The sequence below is a fragment of the Streptomyces sp. NPDC046859 genome (genome assembly GCF_040645135.1).
Classification (GTDB): Bacteria; Actinomycetota; Actinomycetes; order Streptomycetales; family Streptomycetaceae; genus Streptomyces.
The window spans coordinates 32,144-57,037 of sequence record NZ_JBEYXR010000031.1 but is presented as its reverse complement, the minus strand read 5'-3'; the positions used below and the strand labels follow the sequence as shown (position 1 = coordinate 57,037).

The 24,894-nt window shown below is 75.8% G+C and carries 11 protein-coding genes; 3 read left to right on the top strand and 8 right to left on the bottom strand.

Annotation, left to right across the window (positions count from 1 at the left end):
* Window positions 1–59: 59 nt before the first annotated feature.
* Window positions 60–815, bottom strand: a complete 756-nt coding sequence (locus tag ABZ899_RS31595) for a dienelactone hydrolase family protein (protein ID WP_361352813.1) — start codon at window positions 813–815, stop codon at window positions 60–62.
* 123 nt (window positions 816–938) lie between these two features.
* The gene (locus tag ABZ899_RS31590; RefSeq protein ID WP_361352810.1) at window positions 939–1,559 is read right to left on the bottom strand and encodes an L-threonylcarbamoyladenylate synthase; all 621 of its coding nucleotides are present in this window, start codon (window positions 1,557–1,559) and stop codon (window positions 939–941) included.
* Between the two features lie 125 nt (window positions 1,560–1,684).
* Between ABZ899_RS31590 and ABZ899_RS31585 the strand changes: the two genes are divergently transcribed.
* Window positions 1,685–3,196 carry a helix-turn-helix domain-containing protein gene (locus ABZ899_RS31585; RefSeq protein WP_361352807.1) on the top strand — a complete coding sequence of 504 codons (1,512 nt, stop codon included), beginning with the start codon at window positions 1,685–1,687 and terminating at the stop codon, window positions 3,194–3,196.
* Window positions 3,197–3,342: 146 nt separating this feature from the next.
* On the opposite strand, the gene ABZ899_RS31580 is transcribed toward ABZ899_RS31585, so the two are convergent.
* From ABZ899_RS31580 to ABZ899_RS31555, 6 genes are read right to left on the bottom strand one after another with little or no spacing between them, the layout of a single operon-like run.
* Window positions 3,343–4,566, bottom strand: coding sequence for a cytochrome P450 (locus ABZ899_RS31580; protein WP_361352804.1), 1,224 nt, complete (start codon window positions 4,564–4,566; stop codon window positions 3,343–3,345).
* Entirely contained in the window at window positions 4,563–5,801 is a 1,239-nt protein-coding gene (locus ABZ899_RS31575; RefSeq protein ID WP_361352801.1) for a cytochrome P450, read from the bottom strand. The genes ABZ899_RS31580 and ABZ899_RS31575 overlap by 4 nt, the downstream gene beginning before the upstream one ends.
* Window positions 5,798–6,442: an ATP/GTP-binding protein gene (locus ABZ899_RS31570; protein WP_361352798.1), complete on the bottom strand. Its 645-nt coding sequence runs from the start codon at window positions 6,440–6,442 to the stop codon at window positions 5,798–5,800. The genes ABZ899_RS31575 and ABZ899_RS31570 overlap by 4 nt, the downstream gene beginning before the upstream one ends.
* Complete coding sequence (locus tag ABZ899_RS31565) at window positions 6,414–6,776, bottom strand: DUF742 domain-containing protein (protein WP_361352795.1); 363 nt, start codon at window positions 6,774–6,776, stop codon at window positions 6,414–6,416. The genes ABZ899_RS31570 and ABZ899_RS31565 overlap by 29 nt, the downstream gene beginning before the upstream one ends.
* Window positions 6,773–7,195, bottom strand: coding sequence for a roadblock/LC7 domain-containing protein (locus tag ABZ899_RS31560; RefSeq protein ID WP_361352792.1), 423 nt, complete (start codon window positions 7,193–7,195; stop codon window positions 6,773–6,775). The genes ABZ899_RS31565 and ABZ899_RS31560 overlap by 4 nt, the downstream gene beginning before the upstream one ends.
* Window positions 7,192–9,024 (bottom strand): ATP-binding protein, encoded by a 1,833-nt coding sequence (locus ABZ899_RS31555; RefSeq protein WP_361352789.1) that lies wholly within the window; start codon window positions 9,022–9,024, stop codon window positions 7,192–7,194. The genes ABZ899_RS31560 and ABZ899_RS31555 overlap by 4 nt, the downstream gene beginning before the upstream one ends.
* A gap of 431 nt (window positions 9,025–9,455) precedes the next feature.
* Between ABZ899_RS31555 and ABZ899_RS31550 the strand changes: the two genes are divergently transcribed.
* Together ABZ899_RS31550 and ABZ899_RS31545 are read left to right on the top strand one after the other, a co-directional pair.
* Complete coding sequence (locus tag ABZ899_RS31550; RefSeq protein ID WP_361352788.1) at window positions 9,456–11,183, top strand: fatty acyl-AMP ligase; 1,728 nt, start codon at window positions 9,456–9,458, stop codon at window positions 11,181–11,183.
* 120 nt (window positions 11,184–11,303) lie between these two features.
* Entirely contained in the window at window positions 11,304–24,833 is a 13,530-nt protein-coding gene (locus tag ABZ899_RS31545) for an SDR family NAD(P)-dependent oxidoreductase (RefSeq protein ID WP_361352785.1), read from the top strand.
* The last annotated feature ends 61 nt before the right edge of the window (window positions 24,834–24,894 follow it).

Below are 24,894 nucleotides of genomic sequence, written 5' to 3'. Positions count from 1 at the left end.
GCACCGTAACAATGATCGGGTGACGGGGGAGCCCGCCCCCGTCACCCCGAACCGGCCGCTCAGAACGTGCGGTCGAGCAGGTCGAGCAGCGCCTCCCAGTGCCGCTCGTCCGCCGCGCGGTCGTAGGCGGCGGTGTCGGACTGGGTGAAGCCGTGGCCGGCGCCGGGGTACACCTCGCAGCGGTGCCGGACGTCCGCCTCGGTGAGGGCCTTCTCCAGGCGCTCGATCTGCTCGGGCGGCAGGGACGGGTCGCCGTCCGCGTGCCCGAAGTACAGCTCCGCGGTGACGCGTCCGGCCACCAGGTGCGGGCTGTCCGGCGCCTCGGTGGCGAGCCGGCCGCCGTGGAAGCCGGCCGCGGCGGCCACCCGGTCCGGGTAGGTGCCGGCGGTCAGCAGCGACAGCCGCGCCCCCATGCAGTAGCCGGTCAGGGCGACGGGACCGTCCGCCGCGGCCGGGCACGACTCCAGCCACCGCAGATAGGCGCCGGCGTCCCGCATCGCCGCCTCGGGGGTCAGCTGCCGCATCATCGGCCCGAGGGCCTCGAAGATGTCCGGCCGGGCCGCCGTGTCGATGAACTCGGGCAGGTCGAGCACCGGAGCCCGGCGGGCCCGGTAGAACAGGTTCGGCACCAGCACCGTGTACCCGGCGGCGGCGAGCCGGTCGGCCATCGCCTCCAGCCGGGGCCGCAGCCCGAACGCGTCCATGTAGAGCAGGACCGCGGGCCGGGGGCGGCCGTCGGCGGGACGGGCCAGGTAGGCGTCGGCGACGCCGTCCTCGGTGGGGATGTCGACGACGTTGCCCTGGACGGAGGTCATGCGGGGCGCCCTCTCTGCGATCGCACGGCGAAACAGGTCACCGGCCCGGCGGGACCGGACCGCGCACATGGTGTCACGCACGGTCCCGCGGCCCCCGGCAGCCCCGGCTCCTTGGGCACGGCTCTACTCGAACCGGGACGTGTCCCCCGCGCCGACGCGCACGATCTCCAGCTCGCCGGACGAGAAGTCGATCACCGTCGTCGGCTCGGTGCCGCACTCCCCGGAGTCCACGACCCCGTCCAGCACATGGTCGAGCCGGTCCTTGATCTCCCAGCCCTGGGTCAGCGGCTCCTCCTCGTCCGGCAGCAGCAGCGTGCTGGACAGCAGCGGCTCCCCCAGCTCGGCGAGCAGCGCCTGGGTGACGACGTGGTCCGGGATGCGCACACCGACCGTCTTCTTCTTCGGGTGCTGCAGCATGCGGGGCACCTCCCGGGTCGCCGGCAGGATGAACGTGTAACTGCCGGGCGTCGCCGCCTTGATCGTGCGGAAGACGTCGTTGTCGATCCGTACGAACTGGCCGAGCTGCGCGAAGTCCTGGCAGACGAGGGTGAAGTGGTGCCGGTCGTCCAGGCGGCGGATGGACCGGATGCGGTCGATGCCGTCACGGCTGCCCAGCCGGCAGCCCAGCGCGTAGCAGGAGTCCGTCGGGTACGCGATGAGCGCACCGGCACGGACGCTCTCGGCGATCTGCGCGATGGTGCGCGGCTGCGGGTTGTCGGGGTGCACGTCGTAGTACTTCGCCATTGGCCGAGCCTATCCCCGGGGCGGGCCCGCACTCCCACGGCACCGGCTCGCCGCGCGGGGGTGAGGTAACGTCCCCGACCGGTACGTGAACGAAGCGCAGAACCGCAAGACGAGGTGAAGGCCGCATGGCTGGCGGAGAGGACGGAGCCGGGCAGGCAGGGGTGAACGACGCCGGGCCCTCGGCGTGGGCGCAGGAGCTGCTGGAGCACCTGCGGCCGCACGGCAGGGACGTCGGCCGCGTCGTGGCCTGGCTCGCGGACGCCGTGCGGGGCACCGCCTGCCTCCTGGACCCCTCCGGCGCCCTCGTCGCCGGCACCCGGCCACCCATGGGGGAGCAGCTGGTCGACGCGGTCGCCGCCGGCCGGATCGCGTCGGCCGCCTGGGAGGGCCGGGGGCGTCATCTGCGGCTGGCCCGGGTCGCCTGCCCGGACCCGCCGGCCGCGGGTGTCCTCGCCGTGTCCCGCGCGGAGCCCTTCGACCGGCGGGCAGCGGACATCGTCGGCCACACCGCCCACGTCCTGGAACTCCTGCTCAGGGCCGGCGAGACCACCGCCGCCGGACGACGTCTGGAACGGGCGACCTCCGATCTGCGCCTGGCGATCCTGCAGTTGCTGATGGTGGAGGACACCGTGTCCGCGCGCCGGGTCGCGGCCGGGCTGTGGCCCGGGCTGCTGGACACCGACACCGCGTGCGTCTACGTCGTCGAGGGCAGCGCCGAGGAACGCGACCGGCTCGCCGAGGAGTGCATCGACGCCACCGGCGAGCGGGCGCTGGTCGTGCTGTGCCCGGCGGTCGACGAGCACGTCATCGTCGTGACCCCCGGCGAGACCGAGGCCCGCGAGCTGCGCTCGCTGATCGCCCCGCGTCCGCGGACCTTCCTCGGCGGCAGCGCCCGGCAGGCCCTGGTGCGCACGGCCACCGCGTACGGGCAGGCCGTGAGCGCGCTGGCCGTCGCCCACTTCCGGCCCGACAAGGCGGCCGTCTACGCCGAACGCACCCACCCCGAACGCCTCGTCGACCCGGCGGCCCTGCGCTGCTGGACGGCCCGGGTGCTGCGCCCGCTCGACGCGCTGCCGCACCACACCCGCGCCGAACTGCTCGCCACCACCCGGCTCGGCCTGGAGTTCACCGCCGTGAACGCGGCCAAGGTGCTCGGCGTCAGCCGCAACACCGTGCGCGCCCGCATGGAGCGGGTCGAGACCCTGCTGAGCACCCGCTTCACCGACCTGACCGCCCGGGCCGTCGTCCACGTCGCCCTCAACACCCAGGAGGGCCTGGCCGGCGCGCCCGCCGACCAGATCGCCCCGCACGACGCCCCCGTCTCGCTGCGCGACCTGCTGTCCGGGCCCGCCATGGTCACCTGGGCGCACGACCTCCTGTCCCGTCTCGACCAGGACACCCGGGACCTGCGCCGCACGCTGCGCGCCTGGATCGCCGAGGGCGGCAACGCCGAACGGGCCGCGCAGCGCCTCGGCGTCCACGCGCAGACCGTGCGCGAGCACGTCCGCAGCGCCGAGCCCGTCCTGGAGCGCAGGCTCCTGGCCGGCGGCAGCGATCTCTACGAGGTCGTCCTCGCGCACCTGGCGCTCGGTGACCTGGAACCTCCCGCCCTGCATGCGACGAAAGCGGGCGTTTAGGACGTGGCTGTGCACAGGTGAGTCCTGGCGGCCGCTCAGCGGGCACCGACGCGATACACAGGACGCGCGCGGGAGCCGTACGGTCTACGCACTGCGGGGGCACGACCGGAACGGGGGACCGGTCGCGTCCCCGCGCGGGTTGTGCGTCAGCCGCGCAGCCGCACCGGTATCTCCTGCCATCCGAACGCGATGAACGACGGCACCTGGCGCAGCTCCTCCGCACCGGCGGCCGGCCGCAGTCCGGGGAACCGGTCGAAGAGCGCGGGCAGCGCGGTCAGGGCCTCCAGCCGGGCCAGCGGGGCACCGATGCACCGGTGCACCCCGATCCCGAACGACAGATGGTCGTCGGCCCCGCGCGCGGCGTCGAAGCCGTCCGCGTCCGGCCCGTAGTGCGCGGGATCCAGATTGGCGGCGGCGTACGTCGTGATGATGGCGTCCCCGGCCGGGATCGTCACGTCCCCGACCTGGAGGTCGGTCACGGCGAACCGCAGCGGCAGCGAGGCGATCGACGGGTGCACGCGCAGCGTCTCGTCGATCACCGCGTCCCAGCCGATCTCCCCGGATCGCACGGCCGCCAGCTGCCGGGGGTGGGTGAGCAGGGCGACGACGGCGTTGCCGATCAGGTTCACCGTCGTCTCGAAGCCGGCGCCGATCACCAGCAGCAGCGTGTAGAGCAGCTCCTCGTCGCTGAGCCGGTCGCCGTCCTCGTCGCGTACCCGGATCAGCTCGGTCGTGAGGTCGTCGCCCGGGTGCCGCCGCCGGTGGGCGATGAGCGCGCCCAGCACCGAGCCGATCCGCTCCTGCACGAACGCGGCGTGCTCCGGCGTCGGGTCGGAGGTGTCCATGATCGCCGCGATGAGTGTGGCGGTGTCCTCGCGCAACTCGTCCGGCACGCCGAACAGCTCGCAGATCATGCGCATCGGCAGGGGGTGGGCGAACGCCGCCTTCAGGTCGACCGCGTCGCCGCCCTCGTCGAGCGCGTCCAGCAGCTCCGCGGTGATCGCCTCGACGCGGGGCCGCATGATCTCCGTGCGCCGCTGGGTGAAGCTCGGCGCGACCAGCTTGCGCAGCCGCGCGTGGTCGCCGCCGTACGTCGACAGCATGTTGACCACGCCGACCCAGCCCAGGATCCAGCCCCAGGAGGGGTGCTCACCCACCTCGGACCACAGCCGCCAGTGCTGCCGGGGGTCCTTGCTGACCCGGGGGTCGAGGATCAGTTTCCGCAGCGTGTCGTACGTCGTCGGGGCCCAGGCCGGGATGCCGCCGGGCAGCTCGACGGGCACGATCGGGCCGCGGGCGCGCAGCCGGGCGCTCTCGCCGGGGATGTCGGCTCCGAACGGGTCGATGGCGATGCGGTCGGTCACGGTCACGACGGGCCTCCTGGCTGGTCGGGGGAGCGGGGGGTGAACCGGACGGGCAGCGAGGTCAGCGAGCGGTGGAACGGCCCGGGCCGCCAGGTCAGGCGCTCCCGCGGCAGGACCGGCTCCAGGTCGGGCAGCCACTGGGTGAGCCGTTCGATGGCCTCGGTGGCGATCAGCAGCGTGTGCTGCCGCACCGGGCAGGCGTGCGGCCCCGCCGACCAGGACAGGTGGGAGGCGTCGCGGGGATGCCGCTCGCCGGGGGCGTCGCGCTCCGCGAAGTGGGCGAGCGCCCCGTACGAGATCACCAGCGGGACCGCCGCCCGGATCCAGGCGCCGTGGAACGACAGGGGCCTGCGGGCGTAGTGGATGCCGTAGTTGGCCAGCGGTGTCTCGTGGTGCAGCACCTCCACGACCGCGTCCATCACCGGGCGGGCGCCGCTGGTGAGCGTCGAGTAGAACCGCGGGTTGCCGAGGATGCGCGACAGGGCGTTCGACACCAGGTTGGCGGTCGGCTCGTGCCCGGCGCCCAGGGTGAGGAACACCTGCCAGGTGACCTCCTCCGGGGTGAGCCCGGCCGGATGGTCGAGGAGCCGGCTCGGCAGGTCGTCGCCGGGTGCCGCGGCCTTCGCGGCGATCAGCTCCATCACATAGCCGCCGTACTCCGCCTCGCCCTCGGCGGCTTCGGCGCCGCCCTCCATCATCTTGCCCAGCGCCACGTCGAGCCGGTCGCTCTGGCTGTCCGGCAGCCCGAAGAGGCTGTTGAAGACCAGCGCCATCAGCGGCCGCGCGAACTCGCCCACCAGATCGGCCTCGCCCTTCGGGCCGAACCGCCCGGCCAGCACCCGCACCGCGCGGTGCACGCGGGCCCGCAGGTCGTGCGGTTCGATCCGGTCGAAGGTGTCGATCAGCGAGGTGCGGTACCGTACATGGGCGGCGCCGTCGGCGAACAGCGTGTTGGGCCGCCAGCGCATCATGCCGAGAATCGGCGAGTCGTCGGCGACCGTCGCCTCCCAGGGCCGGGGGTCGTGCGAGAAGGCCTCCGTGTCGTGCAGCAGGTCCAGTGCCGCGCGCCGGCCGGTGACGACGTACGCCGGTACACCGGGCGCCAACTCGCCCCAGCCGACCGGGCCCTGGGCGCGCAGCGCCTCGTAGTAGCGGTAGGGGTCGAGCGCGAAGCCGTCCTCCCACAGCCGTACCGGCGTCGCACGGGAGAAGCTGTCCAGGTCGGGGGAGTGGACGGTCACCGGTCCTCCGGGGTGTCGCGGTCGATCAGGTGCTGGACGAGGGCGAGGAGCGCGTCGACGGACGAGTCGGCGTCCCGCGCGTCGCAGGTCACCATCGGGGTGCCGTCCGCCAGGTCCAGGGCGGCGCGCAGCTCGGCCTCCGTGTGGTGCCGGGGCGCGTCCGGGAAGGTGTTGAAGGCGACGGCGTACGGCAGTCCCGTCTCCTCCACGAGTCCCAGCACGTCGAAGGAGGCGTCGATGCGCCGGCTGTCGACCAGGACCAGGGCGCCCAGGGCGCCGTAGGCGATGTCGTCCCACAGGGGCCGGAACCGCTCCTGCCCGGGGGTGCCGAACAGGTAGAGGACGACCCCGCCGGGCAGGCTGATCCGGCCGAAGTCCACCGCCACGGTGGTCGTCGACTTGTCCCGCACCCCGGCGATGTCGTCGAGCGGGGCGGACGCCTCGCTGAGCGGCTCCTCGGTGTGCAGGGGCCGGATCTCGGAGACGGAACCGATCAGGGTCGTCTTGCCCACCCCGAACGGCCCGGTCACCAGGATCTTGACCAGGTCCCGTGCGGTGTCGGGCAGATGGACGTCGTCGGACGGGCCCGCGGTGGCGCGGGCGCGGACGTCGCTAGGCGTGCTTGAGGGCGCGAAGGCCATCGGCCACTCTCTTCAGCAGGTCGGGGTCGAAGCGTCCGGCAGGCGGGATCGGCGCGCGGGCCGACGCCAGCTCCCGGTCGATGAGGCCGCCCGCCAGGACACGCACCGCCGACACCGGGAGCCGCAGCAGCGCCGCCGCCTCCACCACCGTCAGCGAGCCGTCCTCCAGCGCGTCCAGCAGGGCGAGCTGGGCGGCGGGCAGACCGGCGGGAGCGGGCGCGTCGGTGCGGGTGAGCACCGACAGCCGCTCCAGGTGGGGCCGGCTGGGCCGGGCCACCCCGCCGGTCGAGAGGTACGCGGGGACCAGGGGGCGGCCACCGGCGCGGCCGGTCATGCCGGCGCGCCGCCGTCGCCGCCTCGGGGCGCGGCGGCCATCGCCTTCTCGCCCAGCCGCGCCACCTGCGAGTGCACGCGGTGCGCGAGCAGGTCGAGCCGTACCTCCTGGTCGCCGTAGGCGGCGACACAGGTGCCGTGGTCCGTCGGCACGATCAGCACATAGCCGTGGTCGGACTCGATGACCACCTGGCGCACCTCGGCCCGCTCCCGGTCGGCGAACGCGGCGGCCGCGGTGCGGCAGGCGCCCTGCACGGTGCTGGTGATCGCGGCGACCCGCTCGGCCGAGGCCTGGGTCAGCGCGTCGGTGTAGCCGGTCACGAGTCCGTCCCGGGTGAGCAGCACGGCGGCCACGACGTGCGGCACCTCCAGGATCGGATCGAGAACCCATGCCGTGTCTCCCGCGTCGCGGCTGGTCATCGAGCCGTTCCCCCTTCGTGGTCGGTCAGTTCGTGGTCGGTCCGGTCGGTCGGTCCGGTCCGGGCGGTCTGGTCGGTCGGTTTGAGCCGGTCGGTCGGGTCGGTCGGTCCGAGCCGGTCGGTCGGGTCGGTCGATCCGGTCCGGTCGGTCTGGTCTGTCGGTCCGAGCCGGTCGGTCGGGTCGGTCGATCCGGTCCGGTCGGCCTGGTCTGTCGATCCGGTCGGTGCGATCCGGTCGGTCTGGTCTGTCGATCCGGTCGGTGCGATCCGGTCGGTCCGGTCGGTCGGTCCGGGCCGGTCGGTCGGTCCGGTCCGGTCGGTCGGCGCGGTGGAGTCGGGCTCCGCCTGGGCGGGCCCGGCGTCGTCGGCGCTCCCGCCGGCGGCCGACCGTGCCGCGGCGGTGCCCGCCTGCAGCGCCCCGAGCGCGGCGGCCGCCTGCTCCGGGCGGTGGGCCGCGGGCTGCGGCGCGGCGGGCTCCTCCGACGCGGCGGTCACCCGCGTACGGCGTCTGCGCTGCGGCAGCCGCCCGGTCCCGCCCTGCTCCCGGTGCCCGGCCCCGGCCTCCCCGTCGGGCCGGTCGTTGCCGTAGCCGTGGGCGGAGTCGGACGCTTCGCCGGGGCGTGCGGCGGTGGTGCCGCCGGACACCGGCGCGGCGGCCGGCTCGTCCCGGGACGCGGGGCGGGTGGAGCGCGGCGCGCTCGCCGCCGGCGGCCGTTCCCCGGGGTCGATGTGCCCGAGCAGATGGCTGTCCACGCGCAGCACCGCGCGCACCCCGCCGTACGGGGCCGGCGACGACAGGTCGACGCTCAGGTCGAACTGCCGGGTCAGCTGCCCGATCGCGGCCAGCCCCATCCGCGGCGGGTCGCCGAGGTCGGTGAGGAGGATCGGCTCGGACCCCGCCACCAGCCGCTGCGCACGGGCGCGTTCGTCCTGGGTCATGCCCAGGCCGGCGTCGTCGACCGTGACGCACACCCCGTGGTGGACGTGTTCCAGGTTGACGACGACGTCCGTGTCGGGCGCGGAGTGCCGCAGCGCGTTGTCGAGGAGTTCGGCGACGATGATCGCGACCGGCTCCACGGCGTGGGACACCAGCGCGGTGCCCGCCTCCAGATGGTTGTGGACCCGGACCCGGTGGTAGCCGGCGAGCCGTGCCTGGCCGCCGGTCACCGCGTCCACCAGGTGCGACTCCTCGCGCGCGAGTCCGACCCAGGCTCCGCACACCACGGCGGCGACCTGCGCGCGCCGCAGCGACTGCTCGTTCTCGTGGTCGAGCTGGAACAGCGTCTGCGTCAGCTCGGGGTCGTCGTACTTCTGCTGGAGTCCGCGCAGCGCGTCCTGCAGACGGTAGAGGGCCGCCTGGATCTCGCGTGTCGCGCCGCGCATACCGGCCTGGGCGGCCGCGTCGATCCGGGTGCGCTGCGCGGTGAGTTCGGCGCGCAGGGCGTCCAGGACGTGCTCCAGCGCGAGGCCCAGGGGGGTGCCGGAGGTCTGGGGGCGCAACGGGCCGGGCACGGCGACGTTCGCGTGGGTCTGCTGCCGGGCGGCGGCGGGCAGGCGCCGCGCCGCGAGGTGCTCGACCTCGTCCGCCGACGCCCATGCGGTCTCGTCGAGTCGGGCGCGCAACCTGCCGATCTCGGCCCGCTGGCGGGCCTGTTGGCGCTGTGCGCGCAGCAGCAGGCCGCCCAGGGCGAGCGCTGACAGCATGCCGACGGCGAGCCCGCCGGTCACCAGGTCCGGTAATTCGATCATCGAGTCGGTTTCCCAGAAGGTCGGTTCGGGGCCGTCGGGCAGGGCTCGTCGCGAGACCGTGACGCGCGGCGCTCGGAGCACAGTACACACCGTCATCGATCGATCTCACACGGTCGGCGAATACTTGGGTTCAAATGCATCGCGAGTCTGCTCGCATCTGTCGCGGACTGTCGCAATTGCGGTCCCGGATCGGGTGTGCCGCGTGCCGCCGGGCGGGCGCACACGAGACCCCGGACGGACCCCCGCTTCGCCAACACCCGTTCGACACGTAGGGTTTACATCCGTTCGGCCCATCGGACCGGACAGGCTTGCTACGGTTCTACTCACCGGTAGCACATTTGATGCGGGGGGACACGAGGAGACGGCGGACCAGCGCCGTGACTCCTCGGCGGGTCGTCGAGACGGACGGCCGGGCAAGGGGGCCCGGGCGACCGAGGCGTCTGCACGTGTCCGGCACGTGACCCTCGAGCTTCCTTCTTCGCCCACCGATCCAGACAGGTGAGACTCGCGACATGGTGCGATCCCTGGTCGACCTTCTGACCGAGCACTCGGGGCGCCACCCCGAGCGCACCGCCTACCGATACCTCGTCACCGGCGACTGCGACGGCGAGATCCAGGAGATCTCCTACGGCCGGCTCGCCCGGCGCTCCCGCGCGATCGCCGCCTGGCTCCAGGAGCGCGGCCTGACGGGCAGCCGGGCCATGCTCCTGTACCCGCCCGGCCTGGAGTTCGTCTGCGGCTACCTCGGCTGCCTCGCCGCCGGTGTCGTCGCCGTCCCCGGCGTCCCCCCGCACGGCCGCGCGGGGAACCACCGCGCCCTGACCCGGATGCGGCGGCTGATCGCCGACGCCGACGCCCAGGTGATCCTGGGTGGCCGCGAGGTGATCGAGACGCTGACCGGCCTGACGGAGCACCTGCCCGAGCTCGCCGGACTGACCTGCGTGGCCACCGAGGACATCCCCGACGACGCGGCCGGCGCCTGGCGCGAACCCGACCTGGACGCCGACTCGGTCGCCTTCCTCCAGTACACGTCCGGCTCCACCTCCGCGCCCCGCGGCGTGATGGTCACCCACGGCAACCTGCTCGACAACGAGCGGATCATCACCGAGCGCATGGGGCACACCCCGGACGCCGTCGCCGAGCACGGACACGAGATGTTCGTCAGCTGGCTGCCCGTCTACCACGACATGGGACTCATAGGCCCGGTCCTCAACACCGTCTATCTCGGCGCCACCGCCACCCTGTTCTCCCCGCTGCACTTCCTGCAGCAGCCGCAGCGCTGGCTCACCGCCGTCAGCCGCTACCGCCCGCACACCAGCGGCGGCCCCAACTTCGCCTACGAACTCGGCCTGCGGCACGCCACTCCCGAACTCCTCGACGGCCTCGACCTGAGCGCCTGGAAGGTGGCCTTCAACGGCGCCGAACCCGTGCGGGCCGCCACCCTGCGGCGCTTCGCCGACACCTTCGCCCCGGCCGGCTTCCGCCGCGAGGCCCTGTACCCCTGCTACGGCCTGGCCGAGGCCACCCTCATGGTCAGCGGCGGCACCCCGGGCACCGCGCCCACCCTGCTCCCGCCCCCCGGCGGACGGCCCGACACCGCCGCCGTCGGCTCCGGCCGCCCGGCGCCCGGACTCACCGTCGTGGTGGCCGACCCCGAGCGCGGCGAGGAACTCCCCGACGGCGAGGTCGGCGAGATCTGGGTGTCCGGCGCGAGCGTCGCCAGGGGCTACTGGCGCAACGCCCTCGCCACCCGCGAGGCCTTCCGGGCCCGCCTCGCCGGACACGAGGGCCGCTTCCTGCGCACCGGCGACCTCGGATTCCTGCGCGACGGCGAGCTGTTCGTCACCGGACGCCTCAAGGACCTCATCGTCGTCGACGGCCGCAACCACTACCCGCAGGACCTCGAACTGACCGCGGAGACCGCCCACCCGGCCCTGCGCCCCGGCTGCACCGCCGCCTTCGGCGTGGACATTCCGGCCGGCGACGACACCGCGGCCGGCACCGAACAGGCCGTCCTCGTCGCCGAGATCGCCCCGGACACGGCGGGCGAGGCGGAGAAGATCACCGACGTGGTCCGCAGCGCCATCGCGGAGGCCCACGGCATCGCGGTGCGCGAGGTGGTCCTCGTCCGGCCCGGCACCATCCCCAAGACCTCCAGCGGCAAGATCCAGCGCCACGCCTCCCGGGCGGCCCACCTGGGCGGCACCCTCGCCCGGATCGAGGAACCCGCCCTCGGCTGACGCCGCCCCGCCCCGCCGTACGCCGCCGCGCGCGCCGTACGACGCACACCGCGGCCGCGGGCCCACGCGCCCCCGGACACCGCGGCCTCCTCTCCGCGACCCACGAGGACATCTGTCTCCATGCCTGCGCACGAGTCCCCGAAGCAGTTCCCCGATCCGCCCCTGCGCACCCCGCAGGACGTCCGGGCCTGGCTGGAGTCGGCCGTCGCCCAGGCGGCCGGACTCGACCCGGACACCGTCGACCCCGACCGGCCGCTCGCCGAACTCGGCCTGGGTTCACGCCAGTTGGTGACCCTGGCGGCCGAGCTGTCCGCGCTGACCGGCCGGACCCTCGACCCCTCCCTGGTCTTCGACCACCCCACGGTCATGGCGCTCGCCGAAGCGGCCCTCGACGACCGCCCCGCCGCCCCCGCCGCACCCCGCGACCCCGTCGGCGCGGCCCCGCAGCGCCACGACGACATCGCCATCGTCTCCATGGCCTGCCGGCTGCCCGGCGCCGACGACCCCGACGCGCTGTGGCGGCTCCTCGACGCCGGCCGGGAGGCCGTCGGCGACGTGCCCGCGGGCCGCTGGGACACCCGGGACCTGTACGACCCCGATCCGGAGGCGACGGGCAAGGCGTACTCCCTGCGGGGCGGTTACCTCCACGGCATCGACCGCTTCGACGCCGCGTTCTTCGGGATCTCCCCGCGCGAGGCGGCGGCCATGGACCCGCAGCAGCGGCTTCTGCTGCGGACGAGCTGGGAGGCCGTCGAACGCGCCGGCATCGTCCCCGCCACCCTGAACGGCAGCTCCACCGGCGTCTACGCCGGCCTGTACGACGGCGGCTACCTGGCCTCGGCGGGCCTCGGCCAGCTCGACGGGCACGTCGGCACCGGCACCGCGCCCAGCGTCGCCTCCGGCCGGATCGCCTACACCCTCGGCCTGCGCGGACCCGCGGTCACCGTCGACACCGCCTGCTCCTCCTCCCTGGTCGCCCTGCACCTGGCGGCACGGGCACTGGCGGGCGGCGAGTGCGACCTCGCCCTGGCCGGCGGCGCCACCCTGCTGCTCACCCCGCGCGGGCACGTCGAGTTCAGCCGGCTGCGCGGACTGTCGCCGTCCGGGCGGTGCAGCCCCTTCTCCGCCGACGCCGACGGGGTCGTGTGGGCGGAGGGCTGCAGTGTCGTCCTCCTCAAGCGGCTCGCGGACGCCCGCCGCGACGGCGACCGGGTCCTCGCCGTCGTCAAGGGCTCCGCGATCAACCAGGACGGCCGCAGCCAGGGCCTGAGCGCCCCCAGCGGACCCGCCCAGGAACGCGTGGTGCGGGCCGCGCTCGACGCGGCAGGGCTGGAGCCGCACGACATCGACCACGTCGAGGCGCACGGCACCGGCACCCCGCTCGGCGACCCCATCGAGGGCCGCGCCCTCGCCGCCGTCTTCGGCCCGGACCGCCCCGCCGGCCGGCCCCTCGGCATCGGGTCCCTGAAGTCCAACATCGGGCACACCCAGGCCGCCGCGGGCATCGCCGGCGTCATCAAGACCGTCCTCGCCCTCCACCACGAGCGGATACCGGCGTCCCTGCACGCCGCGACGCCGACCGGGCACATCGACTGGGCGCACGGCGGACTGCGCGTCCTCGACGAGGCGCGGCCCTGGCCGCGGGAGGCCGGGCGGGTGCGGCGCGCCGGGGTGAGCGCGTTCGGCATCAGCGGCACCAACGCCCACGTCGTGCTGGAGGAGGCCCCCGACGCGCCGGCGCCCCGGCCCGCCGCCCCGCCCGCTCCCGCCCTCTTCCCGCTGTCCGCGCGCAGCCTCCCGGCGCTCGGCGCCCAGGCGGCCCGGCTGCTCGACCACCTCGACGCCCACCCCGGACTGCCGCTGCCCGCCGTCGCCGCCACCCTCGCCCACCACCGCACCCACTTCGAGCACCGGGCCGTCGTCCGGGCCGCCGACCGGGACGGCCTGCTGCGCGCCCTGCGCGCCCTCGCCGAGGGCACGGCCGACGACGACGTCGTCACCGGCCCACCCCGGACGGCCCGCACCGGCAAGGTGGCCTTCGTCTTCCCCGGCCAGGGCTCCCAGTGGCCCGGCATGGCCCGCGATCTCCTCGACCGCGACCCGGTGTTCGCCGACGAACTCGACCGCTGCGACGCCGCCCTGCGCCCCTTCACCGGCTGGTCGGTGGCCTCCGTGCTGCGTGGCGACCCCGCGGCCCCGGACCTGGACCCGGTCGACGTCGTCCAGCCGGTGCTGTTCGCCGTGATGGTGTCGCTGGCCGCCGTGTGGCGGGCCCGCGGGGTCCGCCCGGACGCCGTCGTCGGCCACAGCCAGGGCGAGGTCGCGGCGGCCTGCGTCGCCGGTGCCCTCAGCCTCAACGACGCCGCCGCCGTCGTCGCCCTGCGCAGCCGGGCCCTGACCGAGCTGTCCGGCACCGGCGCCATGGCCGTCGTCGCGCTGCCGCACCCCGACGTGGAGCGCCGGATCAGCGGGCACGGCGGCGGGATCACCGTCGCCGCCGTCAACAGCGGCCGCTCCACCGTGGTGTCGGGAGCCGCGGACGCGGTGCGGACCCTGGTCGAGGGCCTGGAGCGGGAACAGGTCTTCGCCCGCGTCCTCGACGTCGACTACGCCTCCCACAGCGACCGCGTCGAGCCGGTGCGCGACGCCGTCCTCGACGAACTCGACGGCGTGCTCACCCAGGCCACCGCCGTCACCTGGTACTCCACGGTCACCGGCGCGCCCGTCACCGGCGAACTCGAAGCCGACTACTGGTACCGCAACCTGCGCGAACCCGTCCGCTTCGCGCCCACCGTCGAACGCATGATCGCGGACGGCCACCGCTGCTTCCTCGAACTCGCCCCGCACCCCTCCCTGCTGACCGCCCTGGGCACCATCGACGAGGACCTGGTGACGGTCGGCTCACTGCGCCGCGACGAGGACGGCCCCGCCTGCCTCGACCGCGCCGCCGCCGCGCTCCACGTCCACGGCCACGACGTCGACTGGCGCCGGCTCGTGCCGCCCACCGTCCCCGTCGACCTGCCCACCTACGCCTGGGACGAGCAGCGCCACTGGATCGGGTCCGCCGCCCCGGCGGACGCGCCGGGACTCCTCGACCGGGCCGCGCACCCGCTGCTCGGCATCCAGCTCCGCTCGGCCGACGAGACCCGCTGGACCTTCCGCGACGAGTGGTCCGCGGCCACCGCCGACTGGCTCGCCGACCACACCGTCCACGGCCGCACCGTCGTCTCCGGCACCACCCTGCTCGAACTGTGCCGCGCCGCCCTCGCGGTGGCCCGCCCGGACACCGCCGCCGACGTCTGCGGCTTGCTGCTCCTCACGCCGCTCACCCTGCCCGCCAGCGGCACCACCGAGGTGTCCGTCGAGGTGAGCACGGCCGGGGCCACGCCCGAGGTCACCGTCCACAGCCGGCCGCGCGGCCCGGAGAGCGCCGACTGGACCCTGCACGCCACGGCGTCCGCCGCCGAGCCGTCCGAGCCGCCCGCCGACGCACCGCCCACCTGGCCCGAGGAGTCCGCACCGGCCTGGGACGAGGGCACCTACGCCCGTCTGGCCGCCCTCGGCCTCGGCTACGGTCCCGCCTTCCAGGGCGTGCGCGAGGCCACCGCGACCGGCGCCGGGACCGTCCTGGCGCAGCTTTCCCTGCCGGCCGCCGCGCGGGGTACCGCGGATCCCTACCCGGTCCACCCCGCCCTCCTCGACGCCGCCCTGCAGGTGGCCGCCGCCCTCGAACCGCACGACGGCCGGGCGCTGCTGCCGGTCGCGATGGCCCGCTGCGTCCTGCCGCCCGGCGGCGCCACGGACCTCGTCGCCGTCGTACGCCGGATCCAGGAGCCGGGCGAGGACGTCGTCCTGGACGTCACCCTGTGGGACACCGACGGCTTCCCGGCCGGCCGGCTTGAGGGCGTGCGCCTGCGGGCCGCGGACCCGGCCGGGCTGACCGGCGGCCCGGAGATCGACCGCCATCTGTACGAGCTCGCCTGGACCCCGGTGAGCACGGCCGGAACCGGATCGGCGCAGGCGCCCGCCGGCACGGTGGTGCGCCGGTGGCCCGCCCCGGAGCCCGGTGCCGACCCGGTCGCCGCCGCCCACGCGACGGCGGCGGCCGCGCTGGGCGAACTGCGGGCACTGATCGCCCTCCCGCCGGACGAGGCCCCCGCGCGCAGCGTCTGGGTCACCACGGGCGCCGTCGCGGCCACGGACACGGACACCGCCGCCGGGTACGCGCAGTCCGTGCTGTGGGGCCTGGTCCGCGGCGCGCGCGCCGAACACCCCGACCTGGGGCTGACCCTCGTCGACGTGGACACGGACGACGGGGACCTGCCGCTCTCCGCCGTCGTGGACACCGGCGAACCCGAACTCGCCGTGCGGGACGGGCGGTTCCTCGCGCCCCGCCTCGTCCGGGCCCGTCCCGCCCCGCCCGGCGCCCAGCCCGCGATCCCCACCGACGGCACCGTGCTGATCACCGGCGGCCTCGGTGCCGTGGGCCGCAGGATCGCCCGCCTTCTCGCCGAACACGGCGTGCCGCGCCTGCTGCTGACGTCACGCCAGGGACCCGACGACCCGCGTGCCGTCGGGGCGACGGCCGAACTGGCCGCGCTCGGCGCCCAGGTGGAGGTCGCCGCCTGCGACGTCGCCGACGAAGCCGCCCTCGCGGACGTCCTCGCCCGCGTCGGCGACGAGGCCCCCCTGCGCGGCGTCGTCCACTGCGCCGGCGTCCTGGCCGACGGCGTGCTCGCCGAGACCACACCGGAGCGGCTGGCCGAGGTCCTGCGCCCGAAGGCCGACGGCGCCGCCCACCTGCACCGCCTCACCGCGGGCCTCGACCTCGGCCTGTTCCTCCTCGTCTCCTCCGCCGCGGGCGTCGTCGGCACCCCGGGGCAGGCCAACTACGCCGCCGCCAACGCCTTCCTCGACCAGCTCGCCCATCACCGGCGCGCGTCCGGCCTGCCCGCCCTCTCCGTCTCCTACGGCGCCTGGGCGGGGGAGGGGCTGGCCGCCGAGCACGCCGACCTGGAGCGCATGGCCCGCCTCGGCCACCGCGCCCTCACCCCCGAACAGGGCGGCGCCCTGACCGCACGGGCACTGCGGCACGACACCGCGCACCTGGTCGCCTGGTCCCTCGACCTGCCCCGGCTGCGCGCCGCGGCCCCCGCCGGTGCCCTGTGGCGGTCCCTGCTGCCCGCACGGCCGCCCGCCCCGGCGGGCGGACCCACCCTCGCCGACAGGCTGTCCCGGCTGCCCGAGACCGAACGCGCCGCCCGCGTCCTCGCCCTGGTCCGCGAGGAGGCCGCGCAGGCGCTCGGCCTGCGTTCGGCCGACGCGGTCCGCCCCGACCAGCCGCTGCGCGACCTCGGCATGGACTCGGTGACCGCCGTCGACCTGCGCAACCGCGTCGGCACCCGCATCGGTGCCCGGCTCCCCGCCACCCTGCTCTTCGACCACCCCACCCCGGCCCGGCTCACCGATCATCTGCTGACCACCGTCCTCGGCCGCCCGGTTCCGGCGAAGGCCGCACGGCCCGCGCACACCTCCTCCGCGCAGGAGCCGGTGGCCCTCGTCGCCATGGCCTGCCGGCTGCCGGGCGGCGCCCGCGACCCCGACGGGCTGTGGCGGCTCGTCGCCGAGGGCCGGGACGCCGTCGGGCCGTTCCCGGCCGCACGGTGGGACGTCGAGGCGCTGTACGACCCCGACCCGGACGCGCCCGGCAAGTCCTATGCCCGCGAGGGCGGGTTCCTCGACGACATCGACTCCTTCGACGCCGCGTTCTTCGGCATCACCCCGAAGGAAGCGGCGGCCATGGACCCCCAGCAGCGCCTGCTCCTGGAGACCGCCTGGGAGTCGCTGGAACGCGCCGGCATCGTGCCCGCCGACCTCGCGGGCAGCAGCACCGGCGTCTACGTCGGCATGTTCGGCAGCGACTACCTCTCCGGCACCCGGCTCGACCAGCTCGACGGCTACGTCGGCACCGGCTCCGCCCTGAGCGTCGCCTCCGGCCGGCTCGCGTACACGCTCGGGCTCAACGGCCCCGCCCTGACCGTCGACACCGCGTGCTCGTCCTCCCTGGTGGCCGTGCACCTGGCGGCGCAGGCACTGCGGTCCGGCGAGTGCGACCTCGCGCTCGCCGGCGGTGTCACGCTGATGGTCACGCCGGGGACCTTCGTCGAGTTCAGCCGGCTGCGCGGGCTGTCCCCGACGGGCCGCTGCCGCTCGTTCTCCGACGCCGCCGACGGCGCCGTCTGGGCGGAGGGCGCCGGCATGCTCGTCCTCAAACGCCTCGGCGACGCGCGGCGCGACGGCGACCGGGTGCTGGCCGTGCTGCGCGGCACCGCCGTCAACCAGGACGGCCGCAGCCAGGGCCTGTCCGCGCCCAACGGCCCTGCCCAGGAGCGGGTGATCCGCCGCGCCCTGGAGCAGTCCGGGCTGCGCCCCGCCGACATCGACCACGTCGAGGCGCACGGCACCGGCACCACGCTCGGCGACCCGATCGAAGCGGGCGCGCTCGCGGAGGTGTTCGGCGCCTCCCGCCCCGACGGGCGTCCGCTGTACGTCGGTTCGCTGAAGTCCAACGTCGGGCACACCCAGGCCGCCTCGGGCGTCCTCGGCCTGATCAAGGTCGTGCAGTCCCTGCGCAACGGGACCCTGCCGCGCACCCTGCACGCCGATCCGCCCAGCCGGCACGTCGACTGGGCGGACAGCGGGCTGTGCCTGCTGCACGAGGAGACCGCCTGGCCCGCGTCGGCGGACCGGGTGCGGCGCGCGGGCGTCAGCGCCTTCGGGATCAGCGGCACCAACGCGCACGTGATCCTGGAGGAGGCACCGCCCGCGCCCACCCCCGCGCCCCCCGCCGAACCCCCCACCGGCCCGGAGCTGTTCGTGCTGTCCGGCCGCGGCGAGGCCGGGCTGCGCGGGCAGGCCGCCGCCCTCGCCCGGCACCTGGCCGGCAGCGGCACCGACCTGCACGACGTCGCCCACACCCTGGCCCGCCACCGCAGCCACTTCGAGCATCGCGCCGCCCTCGTCGCCGAGGACCGCGACGAGCTGAGGACCGCCCTGACCGACCTCGCGGCGGGCCGGCTGACCCTGCCCGGCCGCCGCGAGGACCCCACCGGCAAGGTCGCCTTCCTGTACGCCGGGCACGGCGGCCAGTGGCCCGGCATGGCCCTGGACCTGATGAGCGACTCGGAGGAGTTCGCCGCCGAACTGACCCGGATCGACGAGGCCGTGCAGCGGCACGCCGGCTGGTCCGTGCTCACCGCTCTGCGGGCGCCCGAGGAGTTCTCGCCGCTGGAGCGCACCGAGTACCTCCAGCCGGTGCTCTTCGCCGTCAACGCGGCGCTCACCGCCGCCTGGCGTTCGGTCGGCGTCACCCCGGCCGCCGTGGCCGGTCACAGCCTCGGCGAGATCGCCGCCGCCCACAGCGCGGGCGCCCTCGGCCTGGACGACGCCGTGGCCGTCGTCACCGGCCGCGCCCGGGCCGTCGTCCCCCTCGCGGGACGCGGCGGCATGCTCTCCCTGGACGTGCCGCGCGACCGGGCCGAGGAACTGCTCACCCCCTACGCCGGGCTGCTGTTCGTGGCCGCCGTCAACGGCCCGCACGCCACGGCCGTGTCCGGCGACGCCGACGCCCTGGCGGACCTGCGCCGCGGCCTGGACGCGCAGGGCGTCGGGGCGCGGCCGCTGTCGACGCCGTTCGCCTCGCACACCCCGCTGATGGCCCCGGTCCGCGAGGACCTGCTCGCCCGGCTCTCCGGGGTCCGGGGCACGCCCACGGCGACCCCGCTGTACTCGACGGTCCTGGCGGAGCCCCTGCCCGGCGAGAGTCTCGACGCGGCGTACTGGTACGCCAACCTCAGCGAACCCGTGCGCTTCGCCGACACCGTCCGGCGCCTCCTCGAGGACGGCCACCGCTACTTCGTCGAACTCAGCCCGCACCCGTCGCTGGGCGCCGCCGTCGAGGCGGTGGCGGCCGAGGCCGGCGTCGACGCGGTCGCCGTCGGCACCCTGCGCCGCGGCGCGGGCCGCCGCGACACGCTGCTGCGTTCCCTGGGCGCGCTCCACACGGCCGGCCACACCCCCGACTGGACGGCGCTGTTCCCGACGGGCCGCCGTGCCGACCTGCCGACCTACGCCTTCGCCCGCGAACGCCACTGGCTCGCCCCGGCCCCGGCGACCGCGCCGGGCACCTCACCGCTGCTGGGCGCGCACGTCGAGGCCAGCGACGAACCCGGCCGGCACCTCTTCCAGACCGAGGTGGACCTGCGCGACGGCCGCTTCGCCTACCTCTCCGACCACCGCGTGACCGGCGAGGTGTGGCTGCCCGGCGCGGCCTTCCTGACCATGGCGCTGGAAGCCGCCCGCACCGTCCAGGACGACGGCGACGTACGGCTCACCGACGTCGGCTTCCTCCAGCCGCTGCGCCTGGACGCGTCCCGGCCGGTCCGGCTGCAACTCGTGCTGCGGCCCGCCGTCGACGGCGTCCGGGACTTCACCGTCTCCGCCGCACCCGCCGGCGACCCGGACGCCCGCTGGGAACGCCACGTGACCGGCCGGGTCACCACCGCCCCCGCCGCCCCCACCGAGGACGACCCGGCCGCCCTGCGCGCCCGCTGCACCGAACCCGTCGACCTCACGGCCCTCCACGCCACCCTGGCCACCCTCGGCATCGAGTACGGCCCCGCCTTCCAGGGCCTGGAGTCGGGCCGCCGTTCCCCCACCGCCGCCGTCGCCCGCCTCACCGACCGGCCCGCCGCCGGACACCTCCTCCACCCGGCCGTCCTCGACGCCGCCTTCCACACGGCCGCCCTGCCCGCCGACGCCCCGCAGGGCCGCGCGTTCGTCCCGGCCGGCGTCGGCGACCTCCGCCACACCGGGCTGCGCACCACCCCCGCCCGGGTGACCTGCGCCCTGCGGTCCGTCTCCGGCGACACCGCCACCCTGGACCTGCGCCTGTACGACGAGGACGACCGGCTGCTGCTGGAGGCGAGGGACTTCCGGCTCGCCGCCCTCTCCCCGCTCGACGGGGCGCTGTTCGAGACACGCTGGCAGCCCCGCCCGGCCGCCGCCGAACCCCCGGCACCGGGCACCTGGCTCGTCCTCGCCGACGCGTCCGGCGTCACCGCGGACCTGGCCCGGCGCCTGGACGGCTCCGTACCCCACGTCGTCGCCCGCGCGGGCACGGAGTTCGCCGAGGAAGGGCCGGGGCGCTACGTGCTCGACCCGGCCGACCCGGACCAGATGGCCCGGCTGCTCGACGAGGCGTTCCCGCACGAGCCTCCCCGGCACGTCGTGCAGTCGACCGCGCTCGACGCCCCCGCGATCCAGGACGGCCCCACGGCCGGGGAGGCGGCCCGGCTGGGCTGCCTGAGCACCCTGCACCTGGTCCGGGCCCTCGCGGACCGCGCCTGGACGCCCCGCCTCCACATCGTCGTACGCGGCAGCCAGGCCGCAGGCGACAGCACCCACGTCACCCACCCCGAGCAGGCGCTCGCCTGGGGCTTCGGCCTCGCCGTCGCCCAGGAGCACCCCGAGCTGCGGACCACCCTGGTCGACCTGCCGCCCACCGGCGGCGCCGACGCCCTGTGGACCCAGCTGCGCCACGCCGACGACGAACGCCTCGTGGCCCTGCGCCCCGACGGACGCCACGTTCCCCGGCTGGCCCGGACCCGCCCGGACGACTCCGGACGCCCCGCCCCGTCCGGCGCCCACCTGATCACCGGCGGCCTGGGTGGCCTCGGCCGGATCGTCGCCGAACGGCTGGCCGGGCGGGGCGCCCGCCGGCTGGCCCTGCTGGCCCGCAGCGCCCCCGACGACGACGCCCTCACCTGGATCGACGGACTCCGCGAGCGGGGGGTCACCGTGCACCTGGCCCGCGCCGACGTCACCGACCGCGCCGCTCTCACGGCCGCGCTGGACGGCGTGCGCGCGGCGCTCGGCCCGATCACCGGGGTGGTGCACGCGGCCGGTGTCCTCGACGACGCCACCCTCGCGCACCTCGGGGCCGACCGCGTCCGGTCCGTGCTCGCCCCCAAGGTCCTGGGCACCGCCCTGCTGACCGAACTGGTCCCGGAGGCCGAGGACCTCGTGCTGTTCGCCTCCGCGGCCGGGCTGCTCGGCTCCGCCGGGCAGAGCGCGTACTCCGCCGCGAACGCCTTCCTCGACGCGTGGGCCCACCACCTCGCCCTGCGCGGACGCCGGGCCCTGAGCCTCGACTGGGGCGCCTGGGCCGGTGTGGGCATGGTCGCGGGGTCCGACGCCCGCGCCGCGCAGACCGCCCGCTCCGGACTGGTCGCCCTCTCCGCCGGGGACGGCGGTGAACTGTTCGATCGGGTGCTGACCACGTCCCGCCGGCAGCTCGCCCCGCTCGCCCTGGACTGGGAGCTGCTGGCCCTCGACCCGGACGCCGTCCGCACCCGCCCGATCCTCGCCGACCTGGTGACCGTGTCCGCCCCGGCCACGGGCGCCGACGAGCTCGTCGAGAAGGTGCTCGCGGCGACCGACGACGCCGAACGGGCCGTCCGGCTGGAGGCGTACGTCCGCGCCAGGATCGCCGAGATCTCCGGTGGCGCGGCCCAGGTCCCGGCGACGACCGCCCTGAAGGAACTCGGCCTCGACTCGCTGATGCTGGTGCGGCTGCGCAACGCCTTCGCCCGTGACCTCGGCGTCGAACTCCCCGCCGCCACCGTCTTCTCCGCCTCCGACCTGCGCGGCCTCGCCGAGGCGCTGCGCACCGCCCTGCCCGAACGGACGGCCACCGCACGGGACGAGGCGGACGGCACGGCCGAGGTCCCGGCCGAGGAACGCCTCCCCGCGACCCGTGACGTCGTACGGCTGCTGCGCAGCGCCCCGCCCGGCATGCCCGAGGCCGCCCACGCCGTCGGCCTCGCGGTACGTCTCACCGCACCCGTCACCCGCGCGACCCTGACCGGCGTCGTCGACCGCCTCGTCGCACGGCACGCCGCACTGCGCACCGCCGTCACCGACCCGGACGGCGGGGGACGTGTGCTGCGTGTGCGACGGGACCTCGCGGCGACACCGCTGCGCTGGACCGTCGTCCCCGACGACACGGAACCGGACGCCGAGGGCGGGCTGCGCGCCCTCCTCGAACCCCCCTTCGACCTGGCCACGGCACCCCTGTGGCGCTTCGAGCTGCTGGACGGCGGCGAGCGCGGCCAGATCCTCGTCTACGGCGCCCACCACGCCGTCAGCGACCTGCAGTCGCTGCTGCTGGTGGCGAGCGAGATCGACGCCGAGCTGACCACAGGACCCCTCGGTGACACCCTCACCAACCGTGAGGCGCACCAGCTGATCGAGGCGCAGCGCGCCGACGGGCCCGGCGGGACGGACGAGTGGCAGGAGACGTTCCGGGGCAGCGCGCGCCTGGACCTCGCCCTGAGCCGGCCCCGCCCGACGACGCGCACCTACCGGGCCGGGAGCGTCACCCTGCCGATCCCCGACGGACTGCCCGCACGGATCGCGGCCGCCGCGGGCGCGCTCGCCGTCACCCCGGCCGCCTTCTGCCTGGGCGTGCTCACCGTGCTGCTGGCCCGCAGGCGCGAGCGGGAGCGCTTCGTCCTCGCCGTGCCCGTCGACACCCGTATCCACGCCGACGCCTACGACGCGGTGGGCTTCTTCGGGGTGCCGGTGCCCTTCCCCGCCGAGGCGCGGGCGGGGGAGCGGATCGAGGAGGTGCTGCGCCGTACCGACGGACGCCTGGAGAAGGTGCTGACGAAGGGCGCCATGTTCTCCGACGTGCTTCCGGTGCTGGCCGAGGAGGGCCTGTACCGCGCCGACGCGCCCCTGGTCGAGGTGTACTTCAACCACGTCCGCTCCGGCGGCGGCCTGAAGGCCCTGGAGGTGCTGCCGGCCGGGACCGGCTACTCCGACCTCGACCTGATGGTCACCATGACGCCGGACGCCGGACGGATCCGGCTCGACCACAACCTCGACATCCTGGACGCCGGCGCCGTCACCGGGCTCGGCGAGGAGCTGCTGCGGCTCCTCGCGGACACGGCGGACGACCCGTCCGGCCCGGTGCGCACCCAGGCGCCGGTGGCCGGGCCCGGCCACCGGCTCGCCCTCGCCGCCACGTTCGCCCTGGGCAACCTGCCGCGGATGTGCGAGGCGGCTGTCGGCGCGGTGACCCCCGGCACCCCGGTCGGCGTCGCCGAAGCCCCGTACCACCAGGTGCCGGCCGCCCTGCGCGACCCGTCGGGCGTCTTCGCCGACCCGGCCACGACCGCGGGCGTCGTCCTGCTGCGGGCCACCGACCTGCAGCGCTTCGGCCCGGTCGACGACGACCGCCTGGCCGAACTGCGCACGGCCTACCCCGCCGCCGTCCGCGCCGCCGCCGAACGCGGTCGCACCCCGCTGATCGTCGGCGTCCTGCCCTGCGCCCACACCGAGGAACGCCTCGCCCGATGGGAACGGGAGGTCGCCGCCGACCTGGCCGAGGTGCCCGGCGTCGCCGTCCTCGGACCGGACACGTGGACCCGGGACCACGGCGTGGACCAGCCGTTCGACGAACGCACCGAACGCCTCGCCCATCTGCCGTTCACCGCGCCGTTCCAGGCCGCGGTGGCGCTGCGCCTGGCCGAGGCCGTCCGTGCCGCGCACCGCCCGGCACCCAAGGTGATCGCGGTCGACGGCGACGGGACCCTGTGGGACGGCGTGGCCGGTGAGGCCGGTCCCGAAGGCGTCGAACCGGGCGGCGCACGGGCCCTGCTGGCCCGCCGGCTCCTGCAGTGGCGGGCGGCGGGCGCGCTGCTCGCCCTGGTCAGCAACAACGACGAGGACACCGTCCGCGCCGTACTGGACCGCCCCGACAGCCTGCTGAAGGCGGAGCACTTCAGCGTGATCTCCGCCGCCTGGGAACCGAAGCCGGACCGCCTGGCCGAGGCGGCCCGCACCCTCGGCCTGGGCCTGGACAGCTTCCTGTTCCTCGACGACAACCCGGCCGAGATCGCCCGGATGCGCGCCGCCGCACCCCAGGTGCTCTCGGTGACCTGCCCGGACGCCGGCGAACTGCCCGCGTTCCTGGACCGGTTGTGGCCGGTGGTCCCGGTGGCGGCCACGGCCGAGGACGCGTTGCGCGCGCGGTTCTACGCACAGGAACGGCAACGGGACGCCGTGCGCGAGGAGACCGGGTTCGAGGAGTTCCTGGACCAGCTGCGGCTGGAGGTCGACGTCCGGGCCCTGACCGACGCCGACGTCGGCCGCGCCGAACAACTCGTGCGCCGTACCAACCAGTTCACCCTGCGCGCCCGCTCCGCCGACGGCGGTGACGTCCGCCGCTGGCGCGAGGACGGCGAGGTGTGGACGGCGTCCGCCCGCGACCGCTTCGGCGACTACGGCCAGATCGGCCTCCTCGCCCTGCGCACCGAGGGGGACCGGCTCGACGTCACCGGCTGGCTGCTGAGCTGCCGCGCCCTCGGGCGGGGCGTCGAGGAACGCCTCCTGGACTGGCTGGCCGGACGCGCGGAGGAGCTGGGATGCGCCGAGGTCCGGCTGACGGCGCAGCGCACCCCCCGCAACACACCGGCGCGCCGGCTGCTCGCGGCGCTGGGCGGAGGAGACCTGGACGGCGACCGTCTGGAGGCCGTCGTCACCCCTGACCGGCTCCGGGCGTTCCGCTCCTGGCGGCGGCCGTGACCGGGGCCGAAGCGATCGACAAAGAGGCAAGGCGACTTGTGAAGGGCTTCCATGCGTGAGG

Coding starts and splice junctions, on each gene's coding strand:
- ABZ899_RS31595 (WP_361352813.1), bottom strand. CDS start 815: ATGACCTCCGTCCAGGGCAACGTCGTCGACATCCCCACCGAGGACGGC.
- ABZ899_RS31590 (WP_361352810.1), bottom strand. CDS start 1,559: ATGGCGAAGTACTACGACGTGCACCCCGACAACCCGCAGCCGCGCACC.
- ABZ899_RS31585 (WP_361352807.1), top strand. CDS start 1,685: ATGGCTGGCGGAGAGGACGGAGCCGGGCAGGCAGGGGTGAACGACGCC.
- ABZ899_RS31570 (WP_361352798.1), bottom strand. CDS start 6,442: ATGGCCTTCGCGCCCTCAAGCACGCCTAGCGACGTCCGCGCCCGCGCC.
- ABZ899_RS31565 (WP_361352795.1), bottom strand. CDS start 6,776: ATGACCGGCCGCGCCGGTGGCCGCCCCCTGGTCCCCGCGTACCTCTCG.
- ABZ899_RS31560 (WP_361352792.1), bottom strand. CDS start 7,195: ATGACCAGCCGCGACGCGGGAGACACGGCATGGGTTCTCGATCCGATC.
- ABZ899_RS31550 (WP_361352788.1), top strand. CDS start 9,456: ATGGTGCGATCCCTGGTCGACCTTCTGACCGAGCACTCGGGGCGCCAC.
- ABZ899_RS31545 (WP_361352785.1), top strand. CDS start 11,304: ATGCCTGCGCACGAGTCCCCGAAGCAGTTCCCCGATCCGCCCCTGCGC.